22 protein-coding genes and 1 riboswitch are annotated in these 24,542 nt (G+C 58.8%); of the genes, 4 read left to right on the top strand and 18 right to left on the bottom strand.

Features of this window, described 5'->3' with window-relative positions:
• Positions 1 to 11: 11 nt before the first annotated feature.
• From LAT62_RS01345 to iscR, 6 genes are read right to left on the bottom strand one after another with little or no spacing between them, the layout of a single operon-like run.
• Positions 12 to 1,274, bottom strand: a complete 1,263-nt coding sequence (locus tag LAT62_RS01345) for an aminotransferase class V-fold PLP-dependent enzyme (protein WP_293377744.1) — start codon at positions 1,272 to 1,274, stop codon at positions 12 to 14.
• Positions 1,271 to 2,596, bottom strand: a complete 1,326-nt coding sequence (gene sufD, locus LAT62_RS01340; RefSeq protein WP_293377741.1) for a Fe-S cluster assembly protein SufD — start codon at positions 2,594 to 2,596, stop codon at positions 1,271 to 1,273. Before sufD ends, LAT62_RS01345 begins: the two co-directional genes overlap by 4 nt.
• 3 nt (positions 2,597 to 2,599) lie before the next feature.
• The gene (gene sufC / locus LAT62_RS01335) at positions 2,600 to 3,349 is read right to left on the bottom strand and encodes a Fe-S cluster assembly ATPase SufC (RefSeq protein WP_293377738.1); all 750 of its coding nucleotides are present in this window, start codon (positions 3,347 to 3,349) and stop codon (positions 2,600 to 2,602) included.
• A gap of 35 nt (positions 3,350 to 3,384) precedes the next feature.
• A complete protein-coding gene (gene sufB / locus LAT62_RS01330; protein ID WP_293377735.1) occupies positions 3,385 to 4,821 on the bottom strand; it encodes a Fe-S cluster assembly protein SufB in 1,437 nt (478 codons plus the stop codon).
• 22 nt (positions 4,822 to 4,843) lie between these two features.
• On the bottom strand, positions 4,844 to 5,995 hold the full coding sequence (locus tag LAT62_RS01325) for an aminotransferase class V-fold PLP-dependent enzyme (RefSeq protein WP_293377732.1): 1,152 nt from the start codon (positions 5,993 to 5,995) through the stop codon (positions 4,844 to 4,846).
• Positions 5,996 to 6,035: 40 nt separating this feature from the next.
• The gene (gene iscR / locus LAT62_RS01320; protein WP_293377729.1) at positions 6,036 to 6,515 is read right to left on the bottom strand and encodes a Fe-S cluster assembly transcriptional regulator IscR; all 480 of its coding nucleotides are present in this window, start codon (positions 6,513 to 6,515) and stop codon (positions 6,036 to 6,038) included.
• A gap of 241 nt (positions 6,516 to 6,756) precedes the next feature.
• Here iscR and LAT62_RS01315 point away from each other — a divergent pair, with 241 nt between their 5' ends.
• A complete protein-coding gene (locus LAT62_RS01315) occupies positions 6,757 to 8,220 on the top strand; it encodes an endonuclease/exonuclease/phosphatase family protein (protein WP_293377726.1) in 1,464 nt (487 codons plus the stop codon).
• A gap of 15 nt (positions 8,221 to 8,235) precedes the next feature.
• Here the strand turns inward: LAT62_RS01315 and LAT62_RS01310 are convergent, their stop codons facing one another.
• From LAT62_RS01310 to LAT62_RS01295, 4 genes are all read right to left on the bottom strand, one after another.
• Entirely contained in the window at positions 8,236 to 9,237 is a 1,002-nt protein-coding gene (locus tag LAT62_RS01310; RefSeq protein WP_293377723.1) for a rhodanese-related sulfurtransferase, read from the bottom strand.
• Positions 9,238 to 9,395: 158 nt separating this feature from the next.
• A complete protein-coding gene (locus LAT62_RS01305; protein WP_293377720.1) occupies positions 9,396 to 9,812 on the bottom strand; it encodes a LuxR C-terminal-related transcriptional regulator in 417 nt (138 codons plus the stop codon).
• A gap of 167 nt (positions 9,813 to 9,979) precedes the next feature.
• On the bottom strand, positions 9,980 to 10,840 hold the full coding sequence (cysE, locus tag LAT62_RS01300; protein WP_293377716.1) for a serine O-acetyltransferase: 861 nt from the start codon (positions 10,838 to 10,840) through the stop codon (positions 9,980 to 9,982).
• Positions 10,840 to 11,658, bottom strand: coding sequence for an RNA methyltransferase (locus tag LAT62_RS01295; RefSeq protein WP_293377713.1), 819 nt, complete (start codon positions 11,656 to 11,658; stop codon positions 10,840 to 10,842). The genes cysE and LAT62_RS01295 overlap by 1 nt, the downstream gene beginning before the upstream one ends.
• 111 nt (positions 11,659 to 11,769) lie before the next feature.
• Between LAT62_RS01295 and LAT62_RS01290 the strand changes: the two genes are divergently transcribed.
• A complete protein-coding gene (locus LAT62_RS01290) occupies positions 11,770 to 12,549 on the top strand; it encodes an inositol monophosphatase (protein WP_367120512.1) in 780 nt (259 codons plus the stop codon).
• A gap of 86 nt (positions 12,550 to 12,635) precedes the next feature.
• Positions 12,636 to 13,697 (top strand): patatin-like phospholipase family protein, encoded by a 1,062-nt coding sequence (locus LAT62_RS01285; protein ID WP_293377707.1) that lies wholly within the window; start codon positions 12,636 to 12,638, stop codon positions 13,695 to 13,697.
• A 52-nt stretch (positions 13,698 to 13,749) separates the two neighbouring features.
• Here LAT62_RS01285 and secF read toward each other — a convergent pair whose 3' ends face one another.
• The 5 genes from secF to queA all read right to left on the bottom strand — a co-directional run bounded on the left by secF (position 13,750) and on the right by queA (position 19,246).
• On the bottom strand, positions 13,750 to 14,691 hold the full coding sequence (gene secF, locus LAT62_RS01280) for a protein translocase subunit SecF (RefSeq protein ID WP_293377704.1): 942 nt from the start codon (positions 14,689 to 14,691) through the stop codon (positions 13,750 to 13,752).
• Entirely contained in the window at positions 14,679 to 16,562 is a 1,884-nt protein-coding gene (gene secD, locus LAT62_RS01275; protein WP_293377701.1) for a protein translocase subunit SecD, read from the bottom strand. The genes secF and secD overlap by 13 nt, the downstream gene beginning before the upstream one ends.
• A gap of 107 nt (positions 16,563 to 16,669) precedes the next feature.
• Positions 16,670 to 17,023, bottom strand: coding sequence for a preprotein translocase subunit YajC (gene yajC / locus LAT62_RS01270; RefSeq protein WP_293377698.1), 354 nt, complete (start codon positions 17,021 to 17,023; stop codon positions 16,670 to 16,672).
• Between the two features lie 32 nt (positions 17,024 to 17,055).
• Complete coding sequence (gene tgt / locus LAT62_RS01265) at positions 17,056 to 18,183, bottom strand: tRNA guanosine(34) transglycosylase Tgt (RefSeq protein ID WP_293377878.1); 1,128 nt, start codon at positions 18,181 to 18,183, stop codon at positions 17,056 to 17,058.
• A gap of 13 nt (positions 18,184 to 18,196) precedes the next feature.
• Complete coding sequence (gene queA, locus LAT62_RS01260; RefSeq protein WP_293377695.1) at positions 18,197 to 19,246, bottom strand: tRNA preQ1(34) S-adenosylmethionine ribosyltransferase-isomerase QueA; 1,050 nt, start codon at positions 19,244 to 19,246, stop codon at positions 18,197 to 18,199.
• A gap of 193 nt (positions 19,247 to 19,439) precedes the next feature.
• On the opposite strand from queA, the gene LAT62_RS01255 reads away from it, so the two are divergent.
• On the top strand, positions 19,440 to 19,892 hold the full coding sequence (locus tag LAT62_RS01255; protein WP_293377692.1) for a hypothetical protein: 453 nt from the start codon (positions 19,440 to 19,442) through the stop codon (positions 19,890 to 19,892).
• A gap of 111 nt (positions 19,893 to 20,003) precedes the next feature.
• Here the strand turns inward: LAT62_RS01255 and LAT62_RS01250 are convergent, their stop codons facing one another.
• The 3 genes from LAT62_RS01250 to fbp form a co-directional block, all read right to left on the bottom strand.
• Complete coding sequence (locus tag LAT62_RS01250; RefSeq protein WP_293377689.1) at positions 20,004 to 22,448, bottom strand: acyl-CoA dehydrogenase; 2,445 nt, start codon at positions 22,446 to 22,448, stop codon at positions 20,004 to 20,006.
• 154 nt (positions 22,449 to 22,602) lie between these two features.
• Positions 22,603 to 22,998, bottom strand: coding sequence for a CBS domain-containing protein (locus tag LAT62_RS01245; protein WP_293377686.1), 396 nt, complete (start codon positions 22,996 to 22,998; stop codon positions 22,603 to 22,605).
• A gap of 47 nt (positions 22,999 to 23,045) precedes the next feature.
• Positions 23,046 to 24,059 (bottom strand): class 1 fructose-bisphosphatase, encoded by a 1,014-nt coding sequence (fbp, locus tag LAT62_RS01240; protein ID WP_293377683.1) that lies wholly within the window; start codon positions 24,057 to 24,059, stop codon positions 23,046 to 23,048.
• Between the two features lie 294 nt (positions 24,060 to 24,353).
• Positions 24,354 to 24,514: riboswitch (TPP riboswitch) on the top strand.
• The last annotated feature ends 28 nt before the right edge of the window (positions 24,515 to 24,542 follow it).

The raw sequence follows: 24,542 nt of genomic DNA, 5'->3' as shown, positions 1-24,542 counted from the left end.
CTTTTCGGTTATCAAAACAACTGCCGGGCCTTGTCCAGGGCCGCGAACAGGCGATCTATATCATCCCGGGTATTGTAGAAGGCCAGACTGGCCCTTACCGTCCCCGGAATGCCAAACTGATCCATGATCGGCTGGGCACAGTGATGGCCAGTGCGCACGGCTACACCCTGCTGATCCAGCAGGAAACCCAGGTCTGCAGGATGCGTACCCTCAACCAGAAAACTCATGACGCCGGTTTTGTCGATCGCGGTGCCCACCAGGCGCAGCCCTTCCGTGCCTGCAGCGCGCTGCTCGGCATAGGCCAGCAGCTCATCTTCGTGGCGTTGCGCGCCGGCACGATCCAGCGCATTCAGATAGTCGATCGCCGCACCGAAGGCGATGGCATCGGCAATATTGGGCGTACCGGCTTCGAACTTGTGCGGCACACCGCCGTAGGTAGTCCCGGCAAAACTCACGGTCTCGATCATTTCTCCGCCGCCTTGCCAGGGTGTCATGCTTTCCAGCAGGCTCAGGCGTCCGTAAAGGGCACCGATGCCGGTAGGGCCGAACAACTTGTGCGCCGACACGGCGTAGAAGTCACAGCCCAGTGTCTGCACGTCAACCGGAAAATGTCCCACGGCCTGAGCGCCGTCGATCAGTGTCAGCGCGCCGACTCGGTGGGCGGCTTCAATGATCTCTGCTACCGGATTGACCGAGCCCAGCGCATTGGATACATGGCCAACCGACACCATGCGTACCCGATCATCCAGCATGGCATGGAAGGCTTCGAGGTCAAGGGTACCGGTTTCGTCGACCGGAATGGGCTCCACTGTGGCGCCCAGAGGTTCGGCTACCATCTGCCAGGGCACGATATTGGAGTGATGCTCCATGGCAGACACCAGTACCCGGTCGCCAGCGCGGAGATTCTGCCGGCCCCAGCTTTGCGCCACCAGGTTGATGCCCTCGGTGACACCACTGGTCCAGATGATCTCCCGGCGGTCGGCCACCTGCAGGAACCGGCCGACCTTGTCGCGGGCGCCTTCAAACGCCTGCGTCGCCCGGTCACTCAGCGCATGCGCGGCACGATGCACATTGCTGTTGTAGCCTTCATAATAGTCCACCAGTGCCTGAATCACCGCCCGCGGCTTCTGCGTGGTGGCGGCGTTATCAAGATAGACCAGAGGCTGCCCGTGCACCTGCTGTTGCAGAATGGGGAAGTCCAGCCGCACCTTCTCGACATCGAATGGCGCCTTGTTCGGCGCAGCGGCTGTGTCTCGAGTGGCTGCCTGGGTCATGACAGAGAATCCTCGATGCCGGTGTCCAGATGCCGCGTCAGTTGTTCCGGGCGACCCAGCAGCACATTCAGATGACGACGCAACCAGGCCTGCAGCGCGGGCTCCGGCGCCTCGCGCAGCAATTCGTTGATAAAACCGAAACTGAGCATGACTTCCGCTTCCAGTCGGGAAATGCCCCGGCTCTGCAGATAGTAGAGCGCCGTTGGATCAAGCTGACTGACTGTGGCACCGTGCGCACAGCGCACATCATCGGCATAGATTTCCAGTTCCGGTTTGGTGTCCACTTCGGCCCGATCCGAGGTCAGCAGGTTCTTGTTGCTGAGTTCCGCCAACGTCTTCTGGGCATCCGGGTGAATATGGATGCGACCGTTGAAGACAGCCCGGGACGAATCGCCAATGATGCCACGGAAGGTTTCGCTGGTGGTGCAGTGCGGCACACAGTGCTCGACATTGGTGTGGTAGTCGACCAGTTGCCGGTTGCGCGGCAGGTAGATGCCATTGAGCACCAGTTCGGCACCTTCACCCCGATGATTGATCTGATAGTCGATACGCTTCAGTCGGCTGCCCTGCGCCAGGGTAAAGCCGTTCATGTGCGAAGCCCGCCCCAGATTGACGTGCACGCCACCGACATGAATCAGGTCTTCCTGCTCCAGGTGCACACGGCAGTGCCGGAAACGGGCATTATCGCCCACCACCACTTCAGTCAGGCTGTTCACGAAGCCGCTTTGGCTGTCGGCCGTCGAGGCAAAGTGCTCGACAACGCTGGCTTGCGCGCCGCTGTCCAGCACAATCAGCAGGCGTTGGCCAGCCGGCGTCGGCTCGGCTTCCGGCGTTGACACATGCACCACATACAAGGGCCCGGAGAGCTGCTGCCCAGCCGGCACATGCAGCAGCACGCCATCATCTGTCCAGGCATTGCTCAAGGCTGCAAACAGATGCCGCTCACTGTCCACGACCTGTCCAAGATGCTGCTCGATCAGGGCCCGTTGCTCGGGACCCGCTTCGGCAAAGCGAACCACTTCTGCCGGCAGGTCATTCGACGACAGGTCTGCAGCAAAGCGACCATTGACGAAGACCAGGCGACTGGCCTCCGGATCTATCCAGTCGATACTGCCGGCCTGCGCCAGATCAGGCTCGCCCCAGCGGTTGAACCAAGTCTTCTGCAGCGGAATCAGTGGCGTATATTTCCACTGTTCCGTGCGCCGCGTTGGCCAGGCTGCTTGTGCCCACTGATCGGCACCCGAGGTGCGCAGCGGCGCTAGCCAGTCGGGCGCCTGCTGCTGTCGGGCCAACTCCAGGGCCTGTTGCTGAAATTCGCTCATGACTCAGGCCACCTCGCTGTCCAGCCAACCGTAACCTTTGGCCTCCAGCTCTTTCGCCAGCTCCTTGGTGCCAGACTTGACGATCCTGCCCTTGGCCAGCACATGCACAAAATCAGGTTCGATATAATCCAGCAGGCGCTGATAGTGGGTGACCACTATGAACCCGCGATCGGCGGTGCGCATCGCATTGACGCCATCAGACACCGACTGCAAGGCATCGATGTCCAGGCCGGAATCGGTCTCGTCAAGAATGCACAGGCGCGGCTCCAGCAGCATCATCTGCAGGATCTCGTTGCGCTTCTTCTCGCCCCCGGAAAAGCCTTCGTTAACCCCGCGCTTGAGGAACGCCTGATCCATGCGCACCTGCTTGCAGGTTTCACGGGCCAGCTTCATGAATTCGACAGACGACAGCTCTTCCTGCCCGTGATGCGCCCGTTTGGCGTCCACCGCAGCTTTCAGGAATTCCATGTTACTGACCCCGGGGATTTCGACCGGGTATTGAAAGGCCAGGAAAATGCCTTCACGGGCCCGCTCCTCGGTATCCAGTTCCAGCAGGTTCTTGCCGTCAAATTCGACACTGCCGCCGGTGACATCATAGCCCTCACGGCCGGTCAGAATATTGCCCAGCGTGCTTTTGCCGGCGCCGTTCGGGCCCATGATGGCATGCACCTCACCCGGCTTAACCGACAGGCTGAGGTCGCGCAGAATGGTGGTGTCGCCAACGGTGGCACTCAGATTCTTGATAGACAGCATAAACTCTATTCCAGTAATACAATTCTTGATCAGGATCAGCCGACGCTGCCCTCAAGGCTCACTTCCAGCAATTTGCCAGCCTCGACAGCAAACTCCATCGGCAGCTCCCGGAATACTTCTCGACAGAAACCGTTCACGATCATCGAGACCGCTTTTTCCGCATCCAGACCCCGTTGCTGGCAGAGGAACATCTGGTCATCACTGACCCGGGATGTTGTTGCCTCGTGCTCGACAATGGCCGATGGGTTGCGGCTTTCGATATAAGGGAAAGTATGGGCGCCACACTGGTCGCCAATCAGCAGTGAATCACACTGGGTGAAGTTGCGGGCGCCTTCAGCCCCTGCGTTGATGCGCACAAGACCACGATAAGAGCTGTCGCTCTTGCCGGCGGAAATACCCTTGGCAATGATCGTCGAGCGGGTGTTCTTGCCCAGATGGATCATCTTGGTGCCGGTGTCTGCCTGCTGGTAGTTGTTGGTCAGTGCCACCGAGTAGAACTCGCCGACACTGTTATCACCCTTCAGAATGCAGCTCGGGTATTTCCAGGTGACGGCAGAGCCGGTCTCTACCTGGGTCCAGGATATCTTGGCGTTGGTATGGCAGATGCCACGCTTGGTCACAAAGTTGTAGATCCCGCCTTTGCCTTCGGCATCGCCGGGATACCAGTTCTGCACGGTTGAATACTTGATCTCGGCATTGTCCAGCGCAACCAGTTCAACAACGGCGGCATGCAGCTGATTTTCATCCCGCATGGGTGCGGTACAGCCTTCCAGATAGCTGACGTGGCTGCCCTCTTCGGCCACAATCAAGGTGCGCTCGAACTGGCCGGTGTTCATCTCGTTGATGCGGAAATAAGTCGACAATTCCATCGGGCACCGCACGCCTTTGGGAATGTAGACGAAGGAACCATCCGAAAAGACTGCCGAGTTCAGGGCCGCGAAATAGTTGTCTTTCTGCGGGACGACCGAGCCCAGATACTTTTTCACCAGTTCCGGGTAGTCGTGCACCGCTTCACTGATCGGACAGAAGATCACTCCGGCTTCCCACAGTTTCTTGCGGAAGGTAGTCACCACCGAGACAGAATCGAACACCGCATCGACCGCGACGCCAGCCAGCATTTCCTGTTCGTGCAAGGGGATGCCGAGCTTTTCATAAGTGGCCAACAGCTCCGGATCAACCTCGTCCAGACTCTGGGGCTTGTCATCCATGCTCTTGGGCGCCGAGTAGTAGGAGATCTTCTGGAAATCTATCGGCGGATACTTGACCTTGGCCCAGTCGGGTTCTGCCATCTCTGTCCAGGCCCGGTAGGCTTTCAAACGCCATTCCGTCATCCAGTCCGGCTCGCCCTTCTTGGCCGAGATGAAGCGCACCACGTCTTCGTTGAGACCCGGTGGCAATGTATCCGCGTCGATCAGGGTATGGAAGCCCGCGGCATATTCTTTCCTGATCAGATTGTCGACCTGTTCGGACATGTTTTCCTCACTCTGACAGCGCTCAGGCTGTCGCTTGACTCAGACTCGTCACCACCTGACAGACATGTCCGATGGCGTGATCAATTTCTTCTTCAGTGGTAAACCGCCCCAGACTGAAGCGCAGGGATGAATGCGCCAGCGCATCAGGCACACCCATGGCACGCAGCACGAAACTCGGTTCCAACGTGGCCGAGGTACAGGCAGAACCGGTTGATACTGCCAGTTCCCTCAGGGCCATCAGCAGAGTCTCACCATCCTGCCCGGCAAAACCCACATTCAGATGACTGCAGGACCTGTATTCAGGATGACCATTCAGGCGCACACCGGGCAGATCACGAATACCGTCCCAGAGCCGGTCCCGCAGGGCCGCTATCGCAGCCGGCTCGTTGACCAGGCGCTGTCGCGCCAACTCGGCAGCCGCTCCCATGCCCACACACTGATGGGTCGCCAGGGTACCGGAGCGCAAACCCTGCTCATGGCCACCGCCATGGATCTGCGCGGCCGGGCGCGGAGACAGACCACGACGCACATAGAGCACCCCGATGCCTTTGGGGCCATACATCTTGTGCGCGGACAGTGACAACAGATCAATGTTCATCGCCTGCACATCAATGGCGACTCTGCCCGCGGCCTGGACGGCATCCACATGAAATGCCACGCCTCGGTCACGACACAGAGCACCGATGGCCGCCACATCATTGAGCGTGCCGACCTCGTTGTTGACCTGCATGATGCTGACCAGACGGGTGTCGTCCCGCAGCGCTGCAGCCACGGAATCAACGCTGATCTGACCAGTACTGTCAGGCGTCAGCCGGGTCACCGCATAACCCTGCTTCTCCAGCCAATCTGCCGCATCCAGCACGGCCTTGTGTTCAATCGCCGATACCACCAGATGGCCGCTGCCGGAGGCTTGCATCATGCCTTTCAGCGCCAAGTTGTCCGACTCGGTCGCGCCGCTGGTCCAGACCAGTTCGCGACCTTCGGCATTGATCAGCTCTGCCACCTGCAGACGGGCCAGTTCGACCGCTTCTTCTGCCTGCCAGCCGTAAAGGTGCGAGCGGGACGCAGGGTTGGCAAACCGCCCTTCAAGCGTCAGACACTCGGCCATGCGCTCGGCTACAGCCGGATCAACCGGCGTGGTTGCTGCATAATCGAGATACACGGGCTTGCGCATGACCGCTGTTTGACCTCTGCCACCTGTCATCATTGCCGGCTCAGTTGATCCGACTCAGTTCAATCTGGTTGTCCTGATGCCACTGGTATTCATCCTGGCGCTGACGCACGGACTGGATGTCCTTACGCGCCACCAGGTCGCCCAGACTGATATCGCTGAGAAACTGATGAATTTGCCCACTCAGGTCTTCCCAAAGATGGTGGGTCAGGCAGATATCACCACCCTGGCAGTCGCCCTTGCCCTGGCAGCGTGTGGCATCCATTGATTCGCTGACGGCATCGACCACGCTCGCTACAGAGATCTCCGCAGCCGGCCTGGCCAACTGGTAACCGCCGCCCGGGCCACGCACACTCTTGACCAGTTGGTCTCGTCTTAGCCTCGAGAACAGTTGCTCAAGGTATGACAACGAAATACCCTGACGAACCGAAATATCCGCCAGGCTGATCGGACCCTGAGCTTCGTGCAAAGCCAGATCGAGCATGGCAGTGACCGCATAGCGGCCTTTGGTGGTCAAACGCATGGTGAGTCAGCCCCTGACACCGAAAATTCAGGCTTCGATTATGGAAAATCCGAGTAATTTAGTCAAGTATTACCCCAGCAGTGACAAGACCCGCGCTGCAGACACCCCGAATCCGAAACGCGCGCAGTATAGCAGGCCGACAGACAGTGGCCAGCGCCGTGCGCACTGGCGCACTTGTCTGGCGGTGTTATTCCTCGGCGGACTGCTGTCAGGGGCCGCGGTAGCAGACTGCTCGGACGCGATGCAACCCTACACTGTGCAGGGTCCGGGAGAGGCCAGCCCGCTCGAAGGCGAGACCGTCACCGTGGCCGGCGTGGTGACCCAGGTGACTCCGGACCTGCGCGGTTTCTTCGTACAGGGCGACACGGACGGTGACCCGCGCACCTCCGAGGCCCTGTTCATTTTCGCTCCGGGGCACAGTATGCAGACTGAACGCCGCGTCGCCGTCACCGGTCAAGTGAAGGAGTTTCACGGCCTGACCGAACTGACCCGCGTCAGCCAGGTGGTCGACTGCGGCCCGGGCGAACTGCCCGACCCAGTGGCGCTTGGAGCGGAATCCGGCAACCGGGCCGGCGAACCACTGGAAAACATGCGGGTCAGCCTGCCGGCCACTCGAATCATCGACAACTATCGCCTGCTGGATGTCGGAGAGATCATTCTGTCCGACGGTGATCACCAGTGGACACTGGAAGATGCCAGCAATCAGCGCCGACTCGATGCCATACCCTGGGGCTTGCCACAAAATGCGGCCCTGCTGGGCAATGGCAACTCTGTCGAACCACTGACGGGTGTACTGACCTGGCGCTGGAATCGCTGGGTAGTGCTGCCCGACGAGACGCCTGACATCACACCGGCAGACTGGACCCTGAACCCTCGGGACACCGAGAGGCTGCGCATTGTCTCTTTCAATATCGAGAATCTGTTCAACGGTCTGGACGGCGACTTCAGCCACTCGCGCGGACCAGGCTCAGAGGCAGAATGGCAGCGTCAGCGGGACAAGGTCGCGCAGGCCCTGATCGAACTGGATGCCGACCTTCTGCTGCTTCAGGAAATGGAGCACGACTGGGACAGTGACAACCCGGTATTGATCGAACTGACCGAAACGCTGCGCCAACTGGATGGGCGTCACTACTCGATACTGGCGCCCGAGCCACGCCCCGGTGATGACGCCATCACCAATGCCTATCTCTTTGACCCGGAAGTTCTGCAGCCGGCAGGCGACCTGCACCTGGTCGACACCCATCCGCGCCCGGCCCTGGCGCAGCGATTTCGCCGTCTGGACACGGATGCTGAACTGAAGGTCATCAATGTCCACATGAAATCCCGGGGCAGAGGCTGTATCGACCTCTGCAAGGCCGACCGAGCAGAAGAGCTGGAGCAGATCCTGGCATGGTTCGAAGGCAGGCCTGATAACGGTTTTCGGCTGCTGGGCGGCGATTTCAATACACTGACGGATGAGTCCTTGTGGGAACCGCTGCTGGAGAATGCCTGGGAAAGACTGGCGGTCGAAGGGCCAACCTACTGGTTTCGCGGACGAGCCCAGCAAATAGACCACTTCTGGATGCAGAATGCTCCGGCAAACCTACAGGGTGCGGTCCAACCCGGCCACGCGGAGATGCCACCCATTCCGTTCCTGCATGACCTGTATGAGCCGCAGTCCCCCTGGGGTGCCTCGGACCACAACCCGGTTATTCTGCAGTGGTAAGGACTGAAGTCGGTGCTACCGACCGCGCACTGCCTGCTGATCACGCTCTGCCTGACGGCGACGTCGGGCCTGCTTTTCAGCGCGCTGCTGCTCGATCTGGAGCACGGCATCCGCGCCGATATGAGCCTGGCCCCGCTTGCTGGCCAGTTGCAACTGCTTTTCCCGTTCAGCATAGCGACGCCGCTGCTCCGGCGTCTTGACGTCGATGCAGTGCGGACAGCTGATGCCGCGCACGAAGTGGGAACTTTTGCGGTCCTCCGCCGACAGTGGTGCCCGACAGGCACCGCACAACTGATAATCACCCGGCAGAAGCGCGTGATTGACGGTCACACGGTTGTCGAATACAAAGCACTCGCCTTCCCAGAGTGATTCGGACTCCGACACTTCTTCGAGGTAGCGCAATATGCCGCCATGAAGGTGATAGACTTCATCAAACCCCTGCTCCTTGAGATAGGCGGTGCTTTTTTCACAGCGAATGCCACCGGTGCAGAACATGGCGACCTTGCGGTGCTTTCTCGGATCGAGGTTCTGTGCGACAAACTCGGGAAACTCGCGAAAACTCTCGGTATGGGGATTCAGGGCGCCCTTGAAGGTACCAATGCCAACTTCATACTCATTGCGGGTGTCGACGACGACCACATCCGGGTCAGTGATCAGGCGATTCCAGTCGGCAGGCTCGACATAGGTACCGACAACCCGTTGCGGGTCGATGCCTTCTACACCCAGTGTCACAATCTCTTTTTTGAGCTTTACCTTGGTGCGATAAAACGGCTGGGTGTCAGACAGGGATTCCTTGTAGTCGATACCGTTGAAACGTGAGTCGCGGGAGAACCAGTCCTTCAGACTGTCGATGGCTTCTCTGGAACCGGCCACGGTGCCATTGATGCCTTCACTGGCCAGCAGCAGGGTGCCACGAATCTGGTGGGTTTCAAGAAAGGTCTTCAGTGGTTCGCGCAGGGACCGGTGATCATCAAGACTGACAAAACGGTATAGCGCACAGACAACATATTGGGACATGATTAAACTGATTCTCGCCAGGCTGATCGGAGCGTAATTCCGGTGCCAGTGACACAGCCCGAAGCCGCGTCACCCATTCTGGCGCGCAGTATAGCAAAGGACGGGCAGCTCAAGATAGATAGCTCGAAGCTGCCCGCCTCGAGACAGTAAACAACCGGTCAGAGGCGCTGTCCGAGGTATTGGCTGTGCGCAGTGAAGCCTCGAGGCTGGGATGGCCGCGCATAACCCCGAGGACGTCGATCAGCGACCGACCGCACCCTGTTGCAGGAGGCCCTGGTCGAACGGGACTGCCCCTGTTCCTCGGTCTGAGCGAAGGCCAGCAGATCGCTGCCGAAACGGCGCAACAGTTCGCTGACCAACTCGACTCGATTGGCCACACCGAAGTGCTGGTAAAGAGCCCGGCAGTGGTATTTGATGGTGTACTCCGTCAGGCAAAGCTGCTCAGCCATTTCAAGATTGCTGTGCCCGGCAATAAGCCCCCGCAGAACGAAGCGCTGACGGGCTGTCAGGTTGGCACTGATGGGATGAGTCAGACAGGCTTCCCTGGCTTTGACGGCGTGGTTTGAAGTTGTCACGGCTACCCTCCTTTTCCATGATCCTGATTTGCATTGATAGAGTGTGATCGACGCATGACCTGACCTCTTGCCTGAGGATCAGGTCACTGGTGAACAGTCTAGCAACCCAGGATCGAGGGCATTAGTGCACAAGGTGACCAAAATGGGGTAGCAAAAATGTCAGGTTATCAAGGGTCCTTATGCGGAGGTTCAGGATTTTCCGGTTTCTCCGCCGGTTCCTGATGACGGGTATCCAGCTCGGAATTGATGCCACCACAGGCTCGATCGGCATCCGAGACCACGGAAAAATCATCATCGTCCAGCGGCGGCAATTGGCCACTTTTGAACCCTGAGTCCAGTCTGTTCAGGGTGCGGCACATGCTGTCTACCCGCTCATCAACCGCATGCATGTGGTCGAGCAGGCTTTTGATGGAGTGGGCTATAGGGTCTGGCATATCTGAAACGCCATAGGCATCGAAGCCAAGCTTCTCCGCCAGCTCCGCCCGCCGCGACTCTTCTTCTGCATTGCCGGCAACGCGTTGCCGAATGACCCGCCCCGGAACCCCGACCACAGTGGCACCCGCCGGGACCTCCTTGGTAACCACCGCATTGGAACCGATTCGGGCACCCTCTCCCACGGTAAAGGGCCCGAGCACCTTGGCACCGGCACCCACCACCACGCCATTGCCCAGAGTCGGATGGCGCTTGCCGTCTTTCCAGGAGGTACCGCCCAGTGTCACGCCATGGTAGATGGTCACGTCATCGCCAACTTCCGCAGTTTCACCAATCACCACACCCATACCGTGGTCAATAAAGAAGCGCCGCCCGATGCGGGCGCCAGGATGGATCTCGATACCGGTCAGCCAGCGTGCAATGGTGGAAATGAAACGAGCCAGCCACTTTAGCTTCAGATTCCACAGCCGGTGAGTCAGGCGATGGAACATGAGCGCATGCAGACCCGGATAATTGGTGAGCACCTCGAAGCTGTTGCGCGCTGCAGGGTCTCGGTGAAATACACTGCTGATATCTTCGCGGATGGTCTTGAACATCAGTGGCTGTCCTGGCTGCGATCTGGCGCCCGGTCCTGTCCGGAGCGAGCTCGAATGAGTGATTTTTCGGTCTGACTTATGATGCCACGCAGAATATTGAGTTCCACGGGCTCAGGCTGTGCCCGCATATAAAAACGGCGCAGTTTCAGCATCAGCTGACGCAAATTATTGGGGTCGGCAAAACCGATATCAACCAGCACCCTCTGCAGATGGTCGAAATAGCCTTCCAGATCTTCGGCGGTGGCCAGCGGAACAGACGGGTGCGGTTCATTGTCCAAATCGCCGCCAACCAACTGCCGGCGCAGTTCGTACGCCACGACCTGAACGGCCGCCGCGATGTTGAGTGAGCTGTAGTCCGGATTCGACGGAATGTGCAGATGATAATGACAGCGGGCCAGCTCTTCGTTGGTGAGGCCACTGCGTTCCCGCCCGAATAGTATCGCGATCTCGCCGGGCTCCGGCACACCCTGTACGATTGGTGGAAGCTCAACCGGCGAAAGCATGGGCCAGGGCAAATTGCGGCTGCGTGCACTGGTCCCTATGACCAGTGAGCACCCCTGCAGCGCCTCATCCAGCGAGTCGCAACAAACGGCATTCAGCAGCAGCTCCTGCGCCCCCGAGGCGCGTGCAATGGCGCTTTCGTTGTCAAGAGGTTCACGCGGACTGACCGCCACCAATTGCGCCAAGCCCATGGTTTTCATGGCCCGGGCTGCAGCACCGAGATTGGCCGCCAGCGAGGTCTCGACCATCACGATTTTGATGCGCTGCAATACAGAAGCCGTCACCAGCGTGTCTTCGGGAAGGGCAGGGTCCGACAATGTCGCCTCCAGACAATAGAACAGTGTGGAAAATGCCAAGATTAACACAGTCTCGGGGATGCACGGGCGCCAGATTCTGCTAGAATCCCGCGCCTGAAACAGCTTTTTAACATGCTCAGGCCCTTCGCTGCTATGCACCCAACGCTGACAATTGCTTTGAGGGCGGCTCACGCTGCCGCCGAAAAACTGGTTTATACCCGCGAACACTGGTCGCGCTTGATCGAGGAAAGTCCGCAAGAGGACATCATGGCCCAGCTTTATCCGGGCGCCTCACGCCGTGTTCACAACACGCTGCGCAAATCCCACCCTGACCAGGCACTGGAGTGCACCCGCGAAGGTCGGTACGAACCGGAAAAGCCGCAGGAAGATGTGTCCTGGCAAACCGACATACTGTTGGGTGAAACCAATTTCCGCCGCGGGCTCGGAGAATGCGGCGTGCTGGTCAGCCAATGGCAGAAACAGCGCATGGAGCATCTAACACTGGTTTTCCCGTTCATGAATCTGGAAGTCATCGCCTCGCGAGGGCGTGGCATGCAGATCAACGGACGCCGAGTGCGCACCGCCAATCAGAGCAAGCTGTCCGGTGTTTTCATGGCGACCGATCTGGTCAGTGCCGAACCCTGCAGTCGGCTGCTCACTGCGGGCGCTGAATTACGTGTCAGTGGTTGCGCGCTGCTGGACCTGGTGCGCACTGCCGCCGGTCAGTTGGACCTGGCGCTGCATCATGATCTGCCCCCGCTGGAATATGCAGCAACTCAGCTGCTGGCGACAGAAGCGGGCGCGGTAACCGGAGATATCAGCGGCGCCCCGCTAGACAGTCGGTCAAAATCAGTCGTGTGCGCCAATCCGAAGCTGTTCAAGGCCACCATAACCCTGCTGCGTCAGGCCTGAAGAGGATGTGCGGCGGGCCGAAACTGCAATAACGGTCAGCGGCACCCTGCCCCTTCGAGTATCACGAATAACGGAGTCATCGCAGAATGCACGCTCTACAGATCATGGCCGGCAAACGAGCGTACCAGAGAATCCGTGAGCATCACTTCCGGCCCGAAGACGTGCGACTGATACTCGGCGCCTCCGGTGGTCCCAAATGGTTTGTGCTCAGTCACCTGGACCGCTTGATTGCGCGCGAGCTGCTGCCCGCCATGAGTCAGCCCGTGCATCTGGCCGGCTCATCCATTGGTGCCTGGCGCATGGCCTGCTATGCGTCCGAGGACCCGGAGTCTGCCCTGCAGCGCCTGGAGCAGCACTATCTAAACCAGTCGTTCGCTCCCGGCATGACGCCTGAAGCCGTCAGTGCCCAGTGCGCTGAAATGCTGCAGCAGGTTTTGGGCGACGCCTATGTGCCGCAGGCCAATCGCCTGCTGCACATCATTACTGCACGCTGTACCGGGGTTACGACCCACGAGACGTACTGGAAGCAACTGTCCGCGTTCATGCTAGTAGCCGGCACCAATGCGGTGACGCGCCGCTCCCTGCGCCTGCATTTCGACCGCCATATCGTGCAAAGCCGCCCCGGCTCCCTGCCTGTAAGGGGGTTTCCCGACTTCCGGACCACCGGCAGTCAACTCGATGATGACAATCTGTTCCCGGCCCTGTTGGCCAGTGCGGCCATTCCAGTGGCCATGGCAGGCGTCAGGGATATTCCGGGGTCATCAACGGGGCTCTATCGAGATGGCGGCATGGTCGACTACCACTTTGACCTGCCGTTCGACACGCCGGACGGCCTGATTCTGTATCCCCACTTTGCGCCCCAGCTCAAGCCAGGCTGGTTTGACAAGCGGCTCAAGTGGCGCCGGGTCAAAGCAGAACACTATCAGGATGTGTTGTTGCTGACGCCAACTTCAGCCTTTATCGAAAAACTGCCGCAGGGCAAGATACCGGATCGGCAGGATTTCCAGCGCATGAGCGATGCGGATCGCATCGCCTACTGGAGACGGTCAATTCAGGCGGGTGAAAGGCTGGCTGATGAATTTCACGACTGGTTGCATGGTGGCGGCACCGGCTCCATGGTCAAGCCTTTCGATCCCGCTCAGTTCTAAAGACTAACCCACGGGTTGCGCGACCAGTCGCCAACCCGTGAGGTTCATCGCGTCACTCGCGCTCCAGCCAGTCCGGAATGTCCTCCGGCTCGTCATCTTCCTTCTTCTCCGGCCTTGCCAGATCCTGCTTGGACAGATGCAACTGCACCAGGATGTTGGACGTGACGTAAATCGACGAGTAGGTGCCCACAATCACACCAATCAGCAATGCCAGCGCGAACATGCGGATCATCTCGCCGCCGAAAATCAGCAGCGAGAGCAGCACCAGCATGGTGGTACCGGATGTGACCAGCGTACGACCCAGCATCTGGGTCAGCGACAGATCAATCAGGTAATTGACATCATCACGCCGGATATTGCGGAAATTCTCCCTGATCCGGTCGGACACCACGATCGAGTCGTTCAGCGAATAACCTATGGTAGCCAGCAGCGCCGCCAGTACCGTGAGGTCGAAATCGAGCTGGAAGATGGAGAATATGCCCACCACTACTACGATATCGTGGATCAAGGCACCCACGGCCCCGAGGCCGAACTTGAACTGGAAGCGCATGGCCACGTAAACCATGATGGCAAACAGGGCAATGATGAGCCCCAGCCCGCCTCGGTCACGCAGCTCTTCGCCTACCTGGGGCCCGACAAACTCGCTGCGCCGCAAGGTGAGCTGGGCATCGGTTTCACCGCGCAACTGCTGCACCAGCTCGTCACCCAGCTCGGGGTTGTCGTCCTGCTGCAGGCGAATCACCACATCACGCTCGGAACCGAAAAACTGCACCCGGGCTTCCGGGAAGCCAAGATCACGCAGCTGACCCCGCACCACGGAGAGGTCTGCCGCTTCGTCATAGCCGATTTCCACCAGGGTGCCGCCGGTAAAGTCCAGACCCAGATTCAACCCCTGAAAGGCCAGCGACCCAAGAGAAGCGAGAATGACCAGGCCTGAAAAGGCAGCGGCCAGCAGCCGCTTGGACATGAATGGAATAACTTTCATTTGCGCCATGCCCAAACCTCCCAGATCGGTACGCGCTTGAGGTCACGCCCACCGTAAAACAGATTGACCAGACTCCGAGTACCGAGAATGGCCGTAAACAAGGATGTCAGAATGCCTACAGTGAGCGTCACGGCAAAGCCGCGCACCGCACCCGTGCCCACGGCAAACAGAATCACGGCGACAATCAAGGTGGTGATATTCGCATCCAGAATGGTGACAAAGGCGCGGTCAAACCCGGCCTTGATCGCCTGCTGTGGCGACAGACCGTTGACCAGTTCTTCTCGTATTCGCGAGAAGATCAGCACATTGGCATCCACGGCCATACCCACCGTCAGCACGATACCGGCAATACCGGGCAGGGTCAGCGTTGCCCCTATGGTCGACATGATGGCGACAATCAGCAGCAGATTGACACCCAGTGCGATGTTGGCAAACAGACCAAAGGTGCGGTACCAGAAGATCATGAAAGCGATCACCAGCATGAAACCGACAATGACCGAGGTCACACCCATGCGGATATTGTCAGCCCCCAGGCTTGGCCCGATGGTACGCTCCTCCACGAAATACATGGGTGCAGCCAGAGCACCGGCCCGCAACAGCAGCGCCAACTCGGAGGCTTCCGCCGCCGAATTCAAACCGGTAATCCTGAAGGAAGGCCCAAAAGCGCTTTGAATTGTGGCCAGACTGATAATGCCCTTGTCGACCACATTCTCGTATTCGGCGACCAGCTCACCATCCACCGTGGAATAGGTGGTCAGGGTGTTGTACTCGATGAACAGCACACCCATATTGCGCCCGACATTCTGCCGGGTCGCCTGCATCATGCGGGACCCGCCCGCACTATTCAGATTGACCGATACCTGCGGGCGATTGTTCTCATCATATTCGAAGTTCGCACCCGTCACATTTTCGCCGGTGGCGATCACTTCAGTGTTGAGTTCTGCAGTGCCGCTGCGACCGCTGCCCTCACGGAACGGGAAAGATTCCTTGTCGAGAGGCGATGCATCCGAACGGGCTTCAAGCCGGAATTCCAGCTCTGCCGCGCGGCCAATGATGCGCTTGGCTGCAGCGGTGTCCTGAATACCCGGCAGTTCTACCACGATACGGTTGCTGCCCTGGCGCTGCACCAGAGGCTCAGCCACACCCAGTTCATTGACCCGGTTGCTCAGCGTGGTCAGGTTCTGCTGCAGGGCGTTGCTCTGCAGTTGCTCCAGGCGATCATCGGACAGAAACAGCCGCAACTGCTGCAACTCGCCTTCACTTCGGCTGGTGCGCGAGAATTCGGGAAACTGATTGCGAATGTGGCTTTCCGCAGCGGCGCGGTCTTCAGTGGTACGGAAACTCGCCGTGATCACCCGCTCATCCGTCTGCTCGATGGTTGCAAAGCGGACATTTCGATCACGCAGTTCACGACGCAGCGTTGCGGAGTAGTCCGACATGCGGTCACTGAGATACTCTTCCATATCCACCTCCATCAGGAAGTGGACACCACCACTGAGATCAAGCCCCAGTGCCATGGGTCGAGCCCCGATTGCCTGCAGCCAGTCAGGGGTGGTTTCGGCGCGGTTCAGTGCGACGACAAAGTCATCACCGACATTCTGTTGGACCAGCGTGCGCGCAACCAACTGGTCTTCCGGGTTCTCCAGGCGTATCAGCAGGGTTCCGTTATCCCGCTCCGCCAACCGCACCGGTATCCCGCCTTCTTCAAGAAGGTCCAGTGCCTGCTGCTCGACATCCGAGGTCAGTGTGCCCGTGGCCGTACTGGGGGAAATCTGCAGCGCATAGTCTGCGGTGTACAGGTTGGGCAGACTGTAGACAAGCCCCAGCAGCACCACGATGGCCACCATCAGGTACTTCCAGAGCGGAAAGCGGTTCAGCATAGTGCGATCCCATAACGACAGGCGGTCCGCAAGGCGGACCGGTTAACCGGCAATATGACCGGGCATGGGCAAAACAGAGGGTTGCCCTTACCCGGCCTATGCCATGATTACAGCTGTTTCAGCGTTCCCTTGACCAGGGTGGCTGCGACAGACGACTTCTGCACCTTCAGCTCAACGCCTTCTGCAGCCTCCATCACGATGAAGTCATCGGTCACCTTGCTGATCTTGCCAGCGACACCGCCAACAGTGACAACTTCATCACCCTTGTTGAGGCTTTCCATCAATGCCCGGTGTTCCTTCTGCTTCTTGGCCTGCGGCCGCCACAGCATGAAGTAGAAGATCAGGACAAACAGACCCAGCATGATGAACGAAGGAATGGGGCTCGGGCCACCACCAGCGGCCAGGGCGCTTGCGGGCATCATCAGACCCAGGGAAAGCAGCATAAGAGACAGGGCTTTCATTGACGTGTACTCCTTGGTTTGGTCTCTTGCGATTAGTGATCGTTGTCAGCCGAAACAGGGCGGTTCTGCCCTCGTTTGGCGTAGAACTCGGTTACAAAGTCGGACAACCTACCTGATTCGATGGCCTGACGCAATCCGGCCATCAGGCGCTGATAATAGCGCAGATTGTGTATCGTGTTCAGTTGTGCTCCCAGCATTTCCTTGCAACGATCCAGATGGTGCAGGTAAGCACGCGAAAAGTTCTGGCAGGTATAGCAGTCACACTCCGCGTCCAGGGGCCCGGTATCATGCCGATGAACCGCGTTGCGGATCTTGACCACCCCTTCGCTGGTGAACAGATGGCCGTTGCGGGCATTGCGGGTCGGCATGACACAGTCGAACATATCGACCCCGCGCAAAACGCCTTCGACCAGGTCTTCAGGCGTACCCACCCCCATCAGGTAGCGGGGACGCTGAGCAGGCATATGCGGCGCCAGGCCATCCAGCACCCGCATCATGTCTTCTTTCGGCTCTCCAACCGACAGGCCGCCGATGGCATAGCCATCAAAGCCGATGGCTTCAAGGCCAGCCAGCGATTCGCGCCGCAGGTCTTCATACATGCCACCCTGTACGATACCGAACAATGCTGACGGGCTGTCGCCATGGGCCTGCCGGCTGCGCTCCGCCCAGCGCAACGATAGATTCATTGAGCTGCGCGCTTCTTCCCAGGTCGCCGGGTGTGGCGTGCATTCATCAAAAATCATCACGATGTCAGAGCCCAGGTCGCGCTGCACCTGCATGGCAATTTCAGGGTTCAATTCTACCGGCGAGCCATCCACGGGCGAACGGAAGGTGACACCCTGTTCTGTAATTTTACGCATCGCGCCCAGGCTGAACACCTGAAAGCCGCCACTGTCGGTCAGAATCGGACCCGGCCAGCCATTGAAATCATGCAGATCACCGTGCTCGCGGATCACCTGGGTGCCGGGGCGCAGCATCAGGTGAAAGGTGTTGCCTAGAATGATCTGAGCCCCGGTTTCTTCGATATCACGCGGCAACATGCCCTTGACCGTGCCATAGGTCCCCACCGGCATGAAACAGGGGGTTTCAACCTTGCCCCGCGGAAAGTCCAGCGTGCCGCGCCGCGCCAGGCCATCGGTCTTGTGCAGCGTGTAGGACATGAAACTCGCGCGCTCACTCATCCGTGGGCTCCTTATGGTAGCGTCGGGTCAGGAACATGGCGTCACCATAACTGAAGAAGCGATAACGCTCTGCGACCGCTGAACGGTAGGCCTGCATGATATTATCATAGCCGCTGAAGGCACTGACCAGCATCAGCAAGGTCGACTGTGGCAGGTGGAAGTTGGTAATCAGGGCATCCACCACCCGGAACCGGTAGCCCGGATAAATGAAGATATCGGACTCACCGTTGAAAGCCCTCAATGTGCCTTCTGCGGCCGCTGATTCGAGACTACGCATTGAAGTTGTACCCACCGCGACCACTCGACCTCCGCGAGCGCGACAGGCTGCAATGGCTGCCACCGTAGTCGCGGGCACCTCTATCCTTTCCGCGTGCATCTGATGGTCTTCAATCCGCTCGGCCTTGACCGGCTGGAAGGTGCCGGCACCGACATGCAGGGTGACGAACGCCTGCTCTATCCCCTGCTCGGCCAGACGGTCCAGCAAAGGCTGATCGAAATGCAGACCCGCAGTCGGCGCAGCCACAGCGCCTTCGCTGCGAGCATACACAGTCTGATACCGTTCCTTGTCTGCTGACTCGTCAGGGCGATCAATATAGGGCGGCAGCGGAATGTGGCCCTGACTGTGCAGCGTCTCCAACCAGCCGGCACCGCCCTGGAGTTCAAGCTCGAACAGGTTGTCTCGCCGCCCGCTCACGCGAATCAGGGCCTGATTATCCAGCACCAGGTCCGTGCCCGGCCTCGGGGCGCGGCTGGCACGCACATGCGCCAGCGCACTCCGGTCATCCAGCAACCGCTCTATCAGCATTTCCACACGTCCACCGCTGGCCTTGTGTCCGAACAGACGTGCCGGAATCACCCGGGTATCGTTCATCACCAGCAGATCACCGGAATGCAGATGCTCTTCAATGTCGGTGAATTGTCCGTGAACCATCTCACCGGAGTTGCCGTCGAGGCTGAGCAACCGGCTCCCCGTGCGCTGCTCCGTTGGATAGCGGGCAATCAGATCGTCCGGCAACTGGTAGTCAAAATCGGAAACGCGCATCGCGCACAAATGCCCTATGAATGAAGGGGCGCTAGTTTACCTAGCCCTGTTTTCAGGTGCCACCCCGGAATGCTGCCCAACTGCTGTCCGGGCATCATGCCCTGTTCAGAGTAATGAGATAGTACGCCCACTACCGCCAGTTGCCGCTTTGCGGGTATCATGAGGAGGAAATGAATATTAAGGAGAATATCACATGAAACATCTGCTCATTGCGCTTTTGAGCCTCGGCCTTGCGGCCGGTGCCAGCGCAGCCGGACAATACGGAAGCAATCACTCTACCTCTGCCATGGTCGGCGCCTACGGGCCGGGCATTGGTGGTATTTTCAGCTACAGTATCCCGCTCAATGTCGACGGACTGGCGCGCAGCGGCCTGGGTATCGTGGCCGAGGGGCAGCTCGGTGGAGGCATCGGCGATGACAAGTTCGGTATGGCCACCATGGTCGGGGCCAAGCTCGTCTTCGTTCTGAATCGCACCACTGACATTTATGGTGGCCTGGGTGTGGGCTCTGAATTGCTGCCGGATACCAACATTGGCGCCGGCGGTCAGGTCGGACTCAATCTCAACCTGGATGGTACCCGAGTCTTTTTCGAAGCCGGTGCTCACCCGGGCAGCAACAACTACCTGGGTGTCGGCCTGCGCTTCTGATACTTGTCCAGATAAACAAAAGGGGCCTGCCGGCCCCTTCACTATTTCGCATTCATTCCTGTCAACACCGCTGGGGCATGCGCCTGCAGAGCAGCCGCGAAGCCACCAATCTCAGTTGTGCTGAATGACCAATGACTTGTCTTTCGCCGGCTCTTCGAAGGCAAAGTCGTCCACAGTCAGCATCTCCAGCACTTCTTTCTCGTAGGTTTTCATGAATGCCGCATCGTCTGCAGAAATCAGGCCGGCACTGGCGGCTGCCTCGAACCGCTGCTCCGGATGCAGTGCCGTCATCGGCAATTCACCCTTGGCATAAGCCTTGTCGACCGTTTTGTACAGTGCATGCGCCCGGGCATTGTCCTTCAGGAGGGCATTATATCGCGCCAGCGGATTGTCCTGCTGGCCTTCCTGCCAGGTCTGCCAGGTACCTTGCATCATGAAGCTGCGCAACGGGCTGTCTGTCGAGATCCCCTTTGCCACAGACCGCTTGAGATCATCAGTCGGCCCTCTCCACTTGCGCCCCAGCGGCATGATTATCGGCTTCAAGGCCAGCGCCAGCATGCGGTTAGGCAGATTGTCGAGCAGACCGATGATGGCATCTTCTATCCGCATCAGGAGGAATTCGGCACTGTGCCTCATCAGCTCCTCCTCGCCGGGCAGGCGCTGACCCTCGTGCCACTGCTTGAGCACCATGGTCAGCAGATACAGGTTAGACAGGATGTCACCCAAACGGGCCGACAGCATTTCACGCTGCTTGAGGGTCGAGCCAAGACTGGTCATGGCGACATCACTCAACAGACCGAACGCCGCACTGAACCGGTTCACCGCACGCGCATAGGGCGCTGCGGCGGCGCCAAACGGGTTGCGCCCTGTGGGTACGAATAGCCCTGCACTGATTGAGCGTGCCACATTGCCGGCAATCAGGCCCAAATGGCCAAAGAAAGCCTTGTCAAACGCCTTGACGTCGTCTGCGTTCTTGGCCTCCAGTTCTGCCAGGACATAGGGATGGCAGCGAATGGCCCCCTGACCGAAGATCATCAGGCTGCGGGTCATGATATTGGCGCCTTCGACCGTGATCGCTACCGGAGTGGCGGAAAACGACAGCCCCAGATAATTGCGCGGCCCCAGCGTCACGGCGCGACCACCATGGACATCCATAGCGTCCATCATGATCACCCGCTGAAACTCTGTCAGCTGGCTCTTCAGGATGGCAGATGGCACAGAGGGCTTTTCGCCCCGATCTATCATGTTGGCCGTGTGGTCCACGGTAGCACGCGATATGTAGGCCAGGCTGGTCATGCGAGCCAGCGGGTCCTGCACCCCTTCCATATCGGCCACAGGCAGGTTGAACTGCCGGCGGATGCGCGCGAAGCCACCGGTCAGTGCCGGGACATAGCGGCCAGCGCCACTGGCACTGGAGGGCAGAGTAATACAACGGCCAACCGAGAGACACTCGACCAGCATGCGCCAGCCCTGGCCGATCATGGCCTCGCCACCAATAATGTAGTCGAGCGGGATGAACACATCCTTGCCCTTGATCGGCCCGTTCATGAACGGACTGCCAATCGGATGATGGCGACGCCCTATTTCCATACCCTTGGTATCGCGCGGCAACAGAGCCAGCGTGATACCCCGGTCTGCTTCGTCACCCAGCAGACCATCCGGGTCAAACAACCTGAATGCCAGGCCGACTACAGTTGCGACCGGCGCCAGCGTTATCCAGCGCTTTTCGAAATTGAGGCGCAGGCCCACCACTTCCTTTCCGTTGATCTTCTGCTTGCACACGATACCTGTATCGGGGATCGATGTGGCATCGGAGCCGGCGCGTGGTCCCGTCAGGCCGAAGCAGGGAATCTCCCGCCCATCGGCAAGACGCGGTAGATAGTAGTCTTTCTGTTCTTCGGTACCGTACTTGAGCAGCAGCTCACCCGGCCCCAGAGAGTTGGGCACCCCGACGGTGACACCCAGCGTGACATTGACCGACAGTTTCTGCAGCACGGCAGACTGGGCCTTGGCGGAGAACTCCAGGCCGCCATACGCCTTGGGAATGATCATCCCGAAGAAACGTTCCTGCTTGAGATAATCCCAGACAGCCTGCGGCAGGTCTGCCCGCTCAACCGAGATATCCCAGTCATTGCACATGCTGGTGGCCACTTCACACTGGTTGTCCAGAAAGGCCTGCTCTTCCCCGGACAGTCCTTCATAGCGATTGGACAACAACACGGCCCAGTCTGGGCGACCGGAGAAAAGCTCTCCATCCCAGCCGACGGTGCCCGCGTCAAGTGCCATCTGCTCTGTCGGTGACACGCGCGGCGCCACCTGCTTGAAAACTGAAAATATCTTTGGCGTGAGCCAGCTCTGGCGGAACATCGGCAGCCCTGCCAGAACGACACCAATGGCGCCGATCATCAGCACAAGCCCAATCAGCGGTGACCGAAGATAGAAAGCAAACACGGTCAGGGCCACCAATGCGATGATGGATGCGACCGCTCCCAGTTGACGCCGCAGCACGGCAAACATCACAACAATAGCCACAATGGCCACAAGCAAATGATTCATAGTGTCAGTCCATTATCATCGACAGATTTCAAACAGTTGTTTGAATCTAGTCTCATTCAACTCTGCTTGCCAGTCAGAGACACTTTTTCTCGGCTACTGTGAATAAAGGGAAACAGTGCTCGGCGCAGTGACCTGCTTTCCGCGTTCTGCGGCATCAGTTCCGGCGGACCCGCATAAGGGCACGCAAAATATCTCGCCAGGTCAGAATCCCGACCACCCTGCCACCTGACGCGACCACCGGTACACAGGACACATTGTGATCGTGAATCACTGCGACGGCCTCATGCAGGCTGGCTGACTCATTCACCGTGTGTGGCTTGCGTGTCATGATCTGATGCACGCGCTTGTTCAGCGTCGCCAGGTCACGACCGGTCTCTGCCGCAGTATTCAGGTAGGGGCTGAGCGCCCTGAGCAGGTCACGATCCGACACCACACCCACCAGTTTGTTGCGCTCGACAACCAGCAAATGATGGAACCGCGTCTTGCTGAAGATGTGCTGCACTTCCTCCAGCGTATCATCCGGTTCCACGGTCACCACGGGATGGCTCATCAGGCGCTCTACAGTCACTGGACTAAATGCCTCTGCCTGTTTTCGGATTATTGCTGCGGGTATTCATGCAGAAACCATTCTACCTTGTCGACCATGGCTTTTGAGCCAATATAGAAGGGCGTACGCTGATGCAGCTCAGTGGGCTCTATGTCCAGAATCCGCCGGTTGCCGTCTGTTGCCTTGCCGCCCGCCTGCTCTACCAGCCAGGCCAGCGGATTGCATTCATACAACAGGCGCAGCTTGCCGGTGGGGGCATTGGCGTAGGAGGGATACATGTAGATGCCGCCCTTGAGCAGGTTGCGGTGAAAGTCTGCCACCAGCGAACCGATATAACGAGAGGTGTAGGGACGCTTGCTGTCGGGGTCCATTTCCTGACAGTACTTGATGTACTTCTTGACGCCTTCCGGGAACTTCACATAGTTGCCTTCGTTCACCGAATAGATAAGGCCTTCTTCCGGAGTGCGGATATTCTCGTGCGACAGGTAGAAGACGCCAATCGACGGGTCAAAGGTGAACCCGTGAACCCCATTGCCCGTGGTATAGACCATCATGGTGGAAGAGCCGAAAATGACGTACCCGGCAGCCACTTGACGATTGCCCGGCTGCAAAAAATCCTCGAGTTGAACCGGCCCGTCAGGGGACGAGACGCGGCGATAAATGGAGAAGATGGCACCAATCGACACGTTGACGTCGATATTGGACGACCCGTCCAGCGGGTCGATCAGCACAACATATTTGCCGCCTGCCGTGTGGGCTTCGTTGAACGCCACAAAGTCCACTTCCTCCTCTGACGCCATTCCGGCCACCAGCCCGCGCGCCAGCAAGGCGGCCTTGAAAGTATCGTTGGCGTAAACATCCAGCTTCTGCTGCTGTTCGCCCTGGATATTCTCCAAACCGGAGGCACCCGTGATGTCCACCAGCCCGGCTTTGTTGATTTCCCGATTGACGACTTTTGCCGCCAGGCGCAGTGCGCCGAAAAGCTGGCTCAGCTCGCCCGTGGCATGAGGATATTCGTGCTGTTTGAGTATGACGTACTCACCGAGGGTCGTCAGTTTGGTCATTGAAGTGCAGTCCTGATGTATTTGATAGATTTCAGTCCATGTAGTGTCGCTTTGGTGGATTCTGGCGATCCACTTTTTGAGCCACTCAGCCGCGGGCCCGACACGGTCGGACCGAACTTGTTGCTCAGAGCCCTACTTTACACTGAAACCCCCTTGTCCCACTAGCGCCCTGCCCGCCAAATCGTGCAATGAAAGGCGCCGAAAAGCGCTGAAATCGATACCATTTGATCTTAAACGATTAAGACATGCCGGCACTCCAACTTGACTCTCCAAGGCCCCTTCCCTACTCTGGCAGCCGAACTGTCGGAGTGCCTCCCGGTTGCAAAACCGGTTGGCTGAGATCGCAATTGCGGGATCCGTGGAACCTGATCGAGCCGGCGCGATGCCGGGTACTGAATGCATTGAGTACCCGGCATCGCGCCCTTACTCGCGTAGGGAACAGAAAAATCACTCAAAACGTGATACTTCTGGACAGCGCTGCTG

Source organism: Natronospirillum sp., assembly GCF_022565775.1.
In the GTDB taxonomy this organism is placed as follows: domain Bacteria; phylum Pseudomonadota; class Gammaproteobacteria; order Pseudomonadales; family Natronospirillaceae; genus Natronospirillum.
Note: the sequence above shows the minus strand (reverse complement) of the source record. Positions and strands in the feature narration are given on the sequence as shown.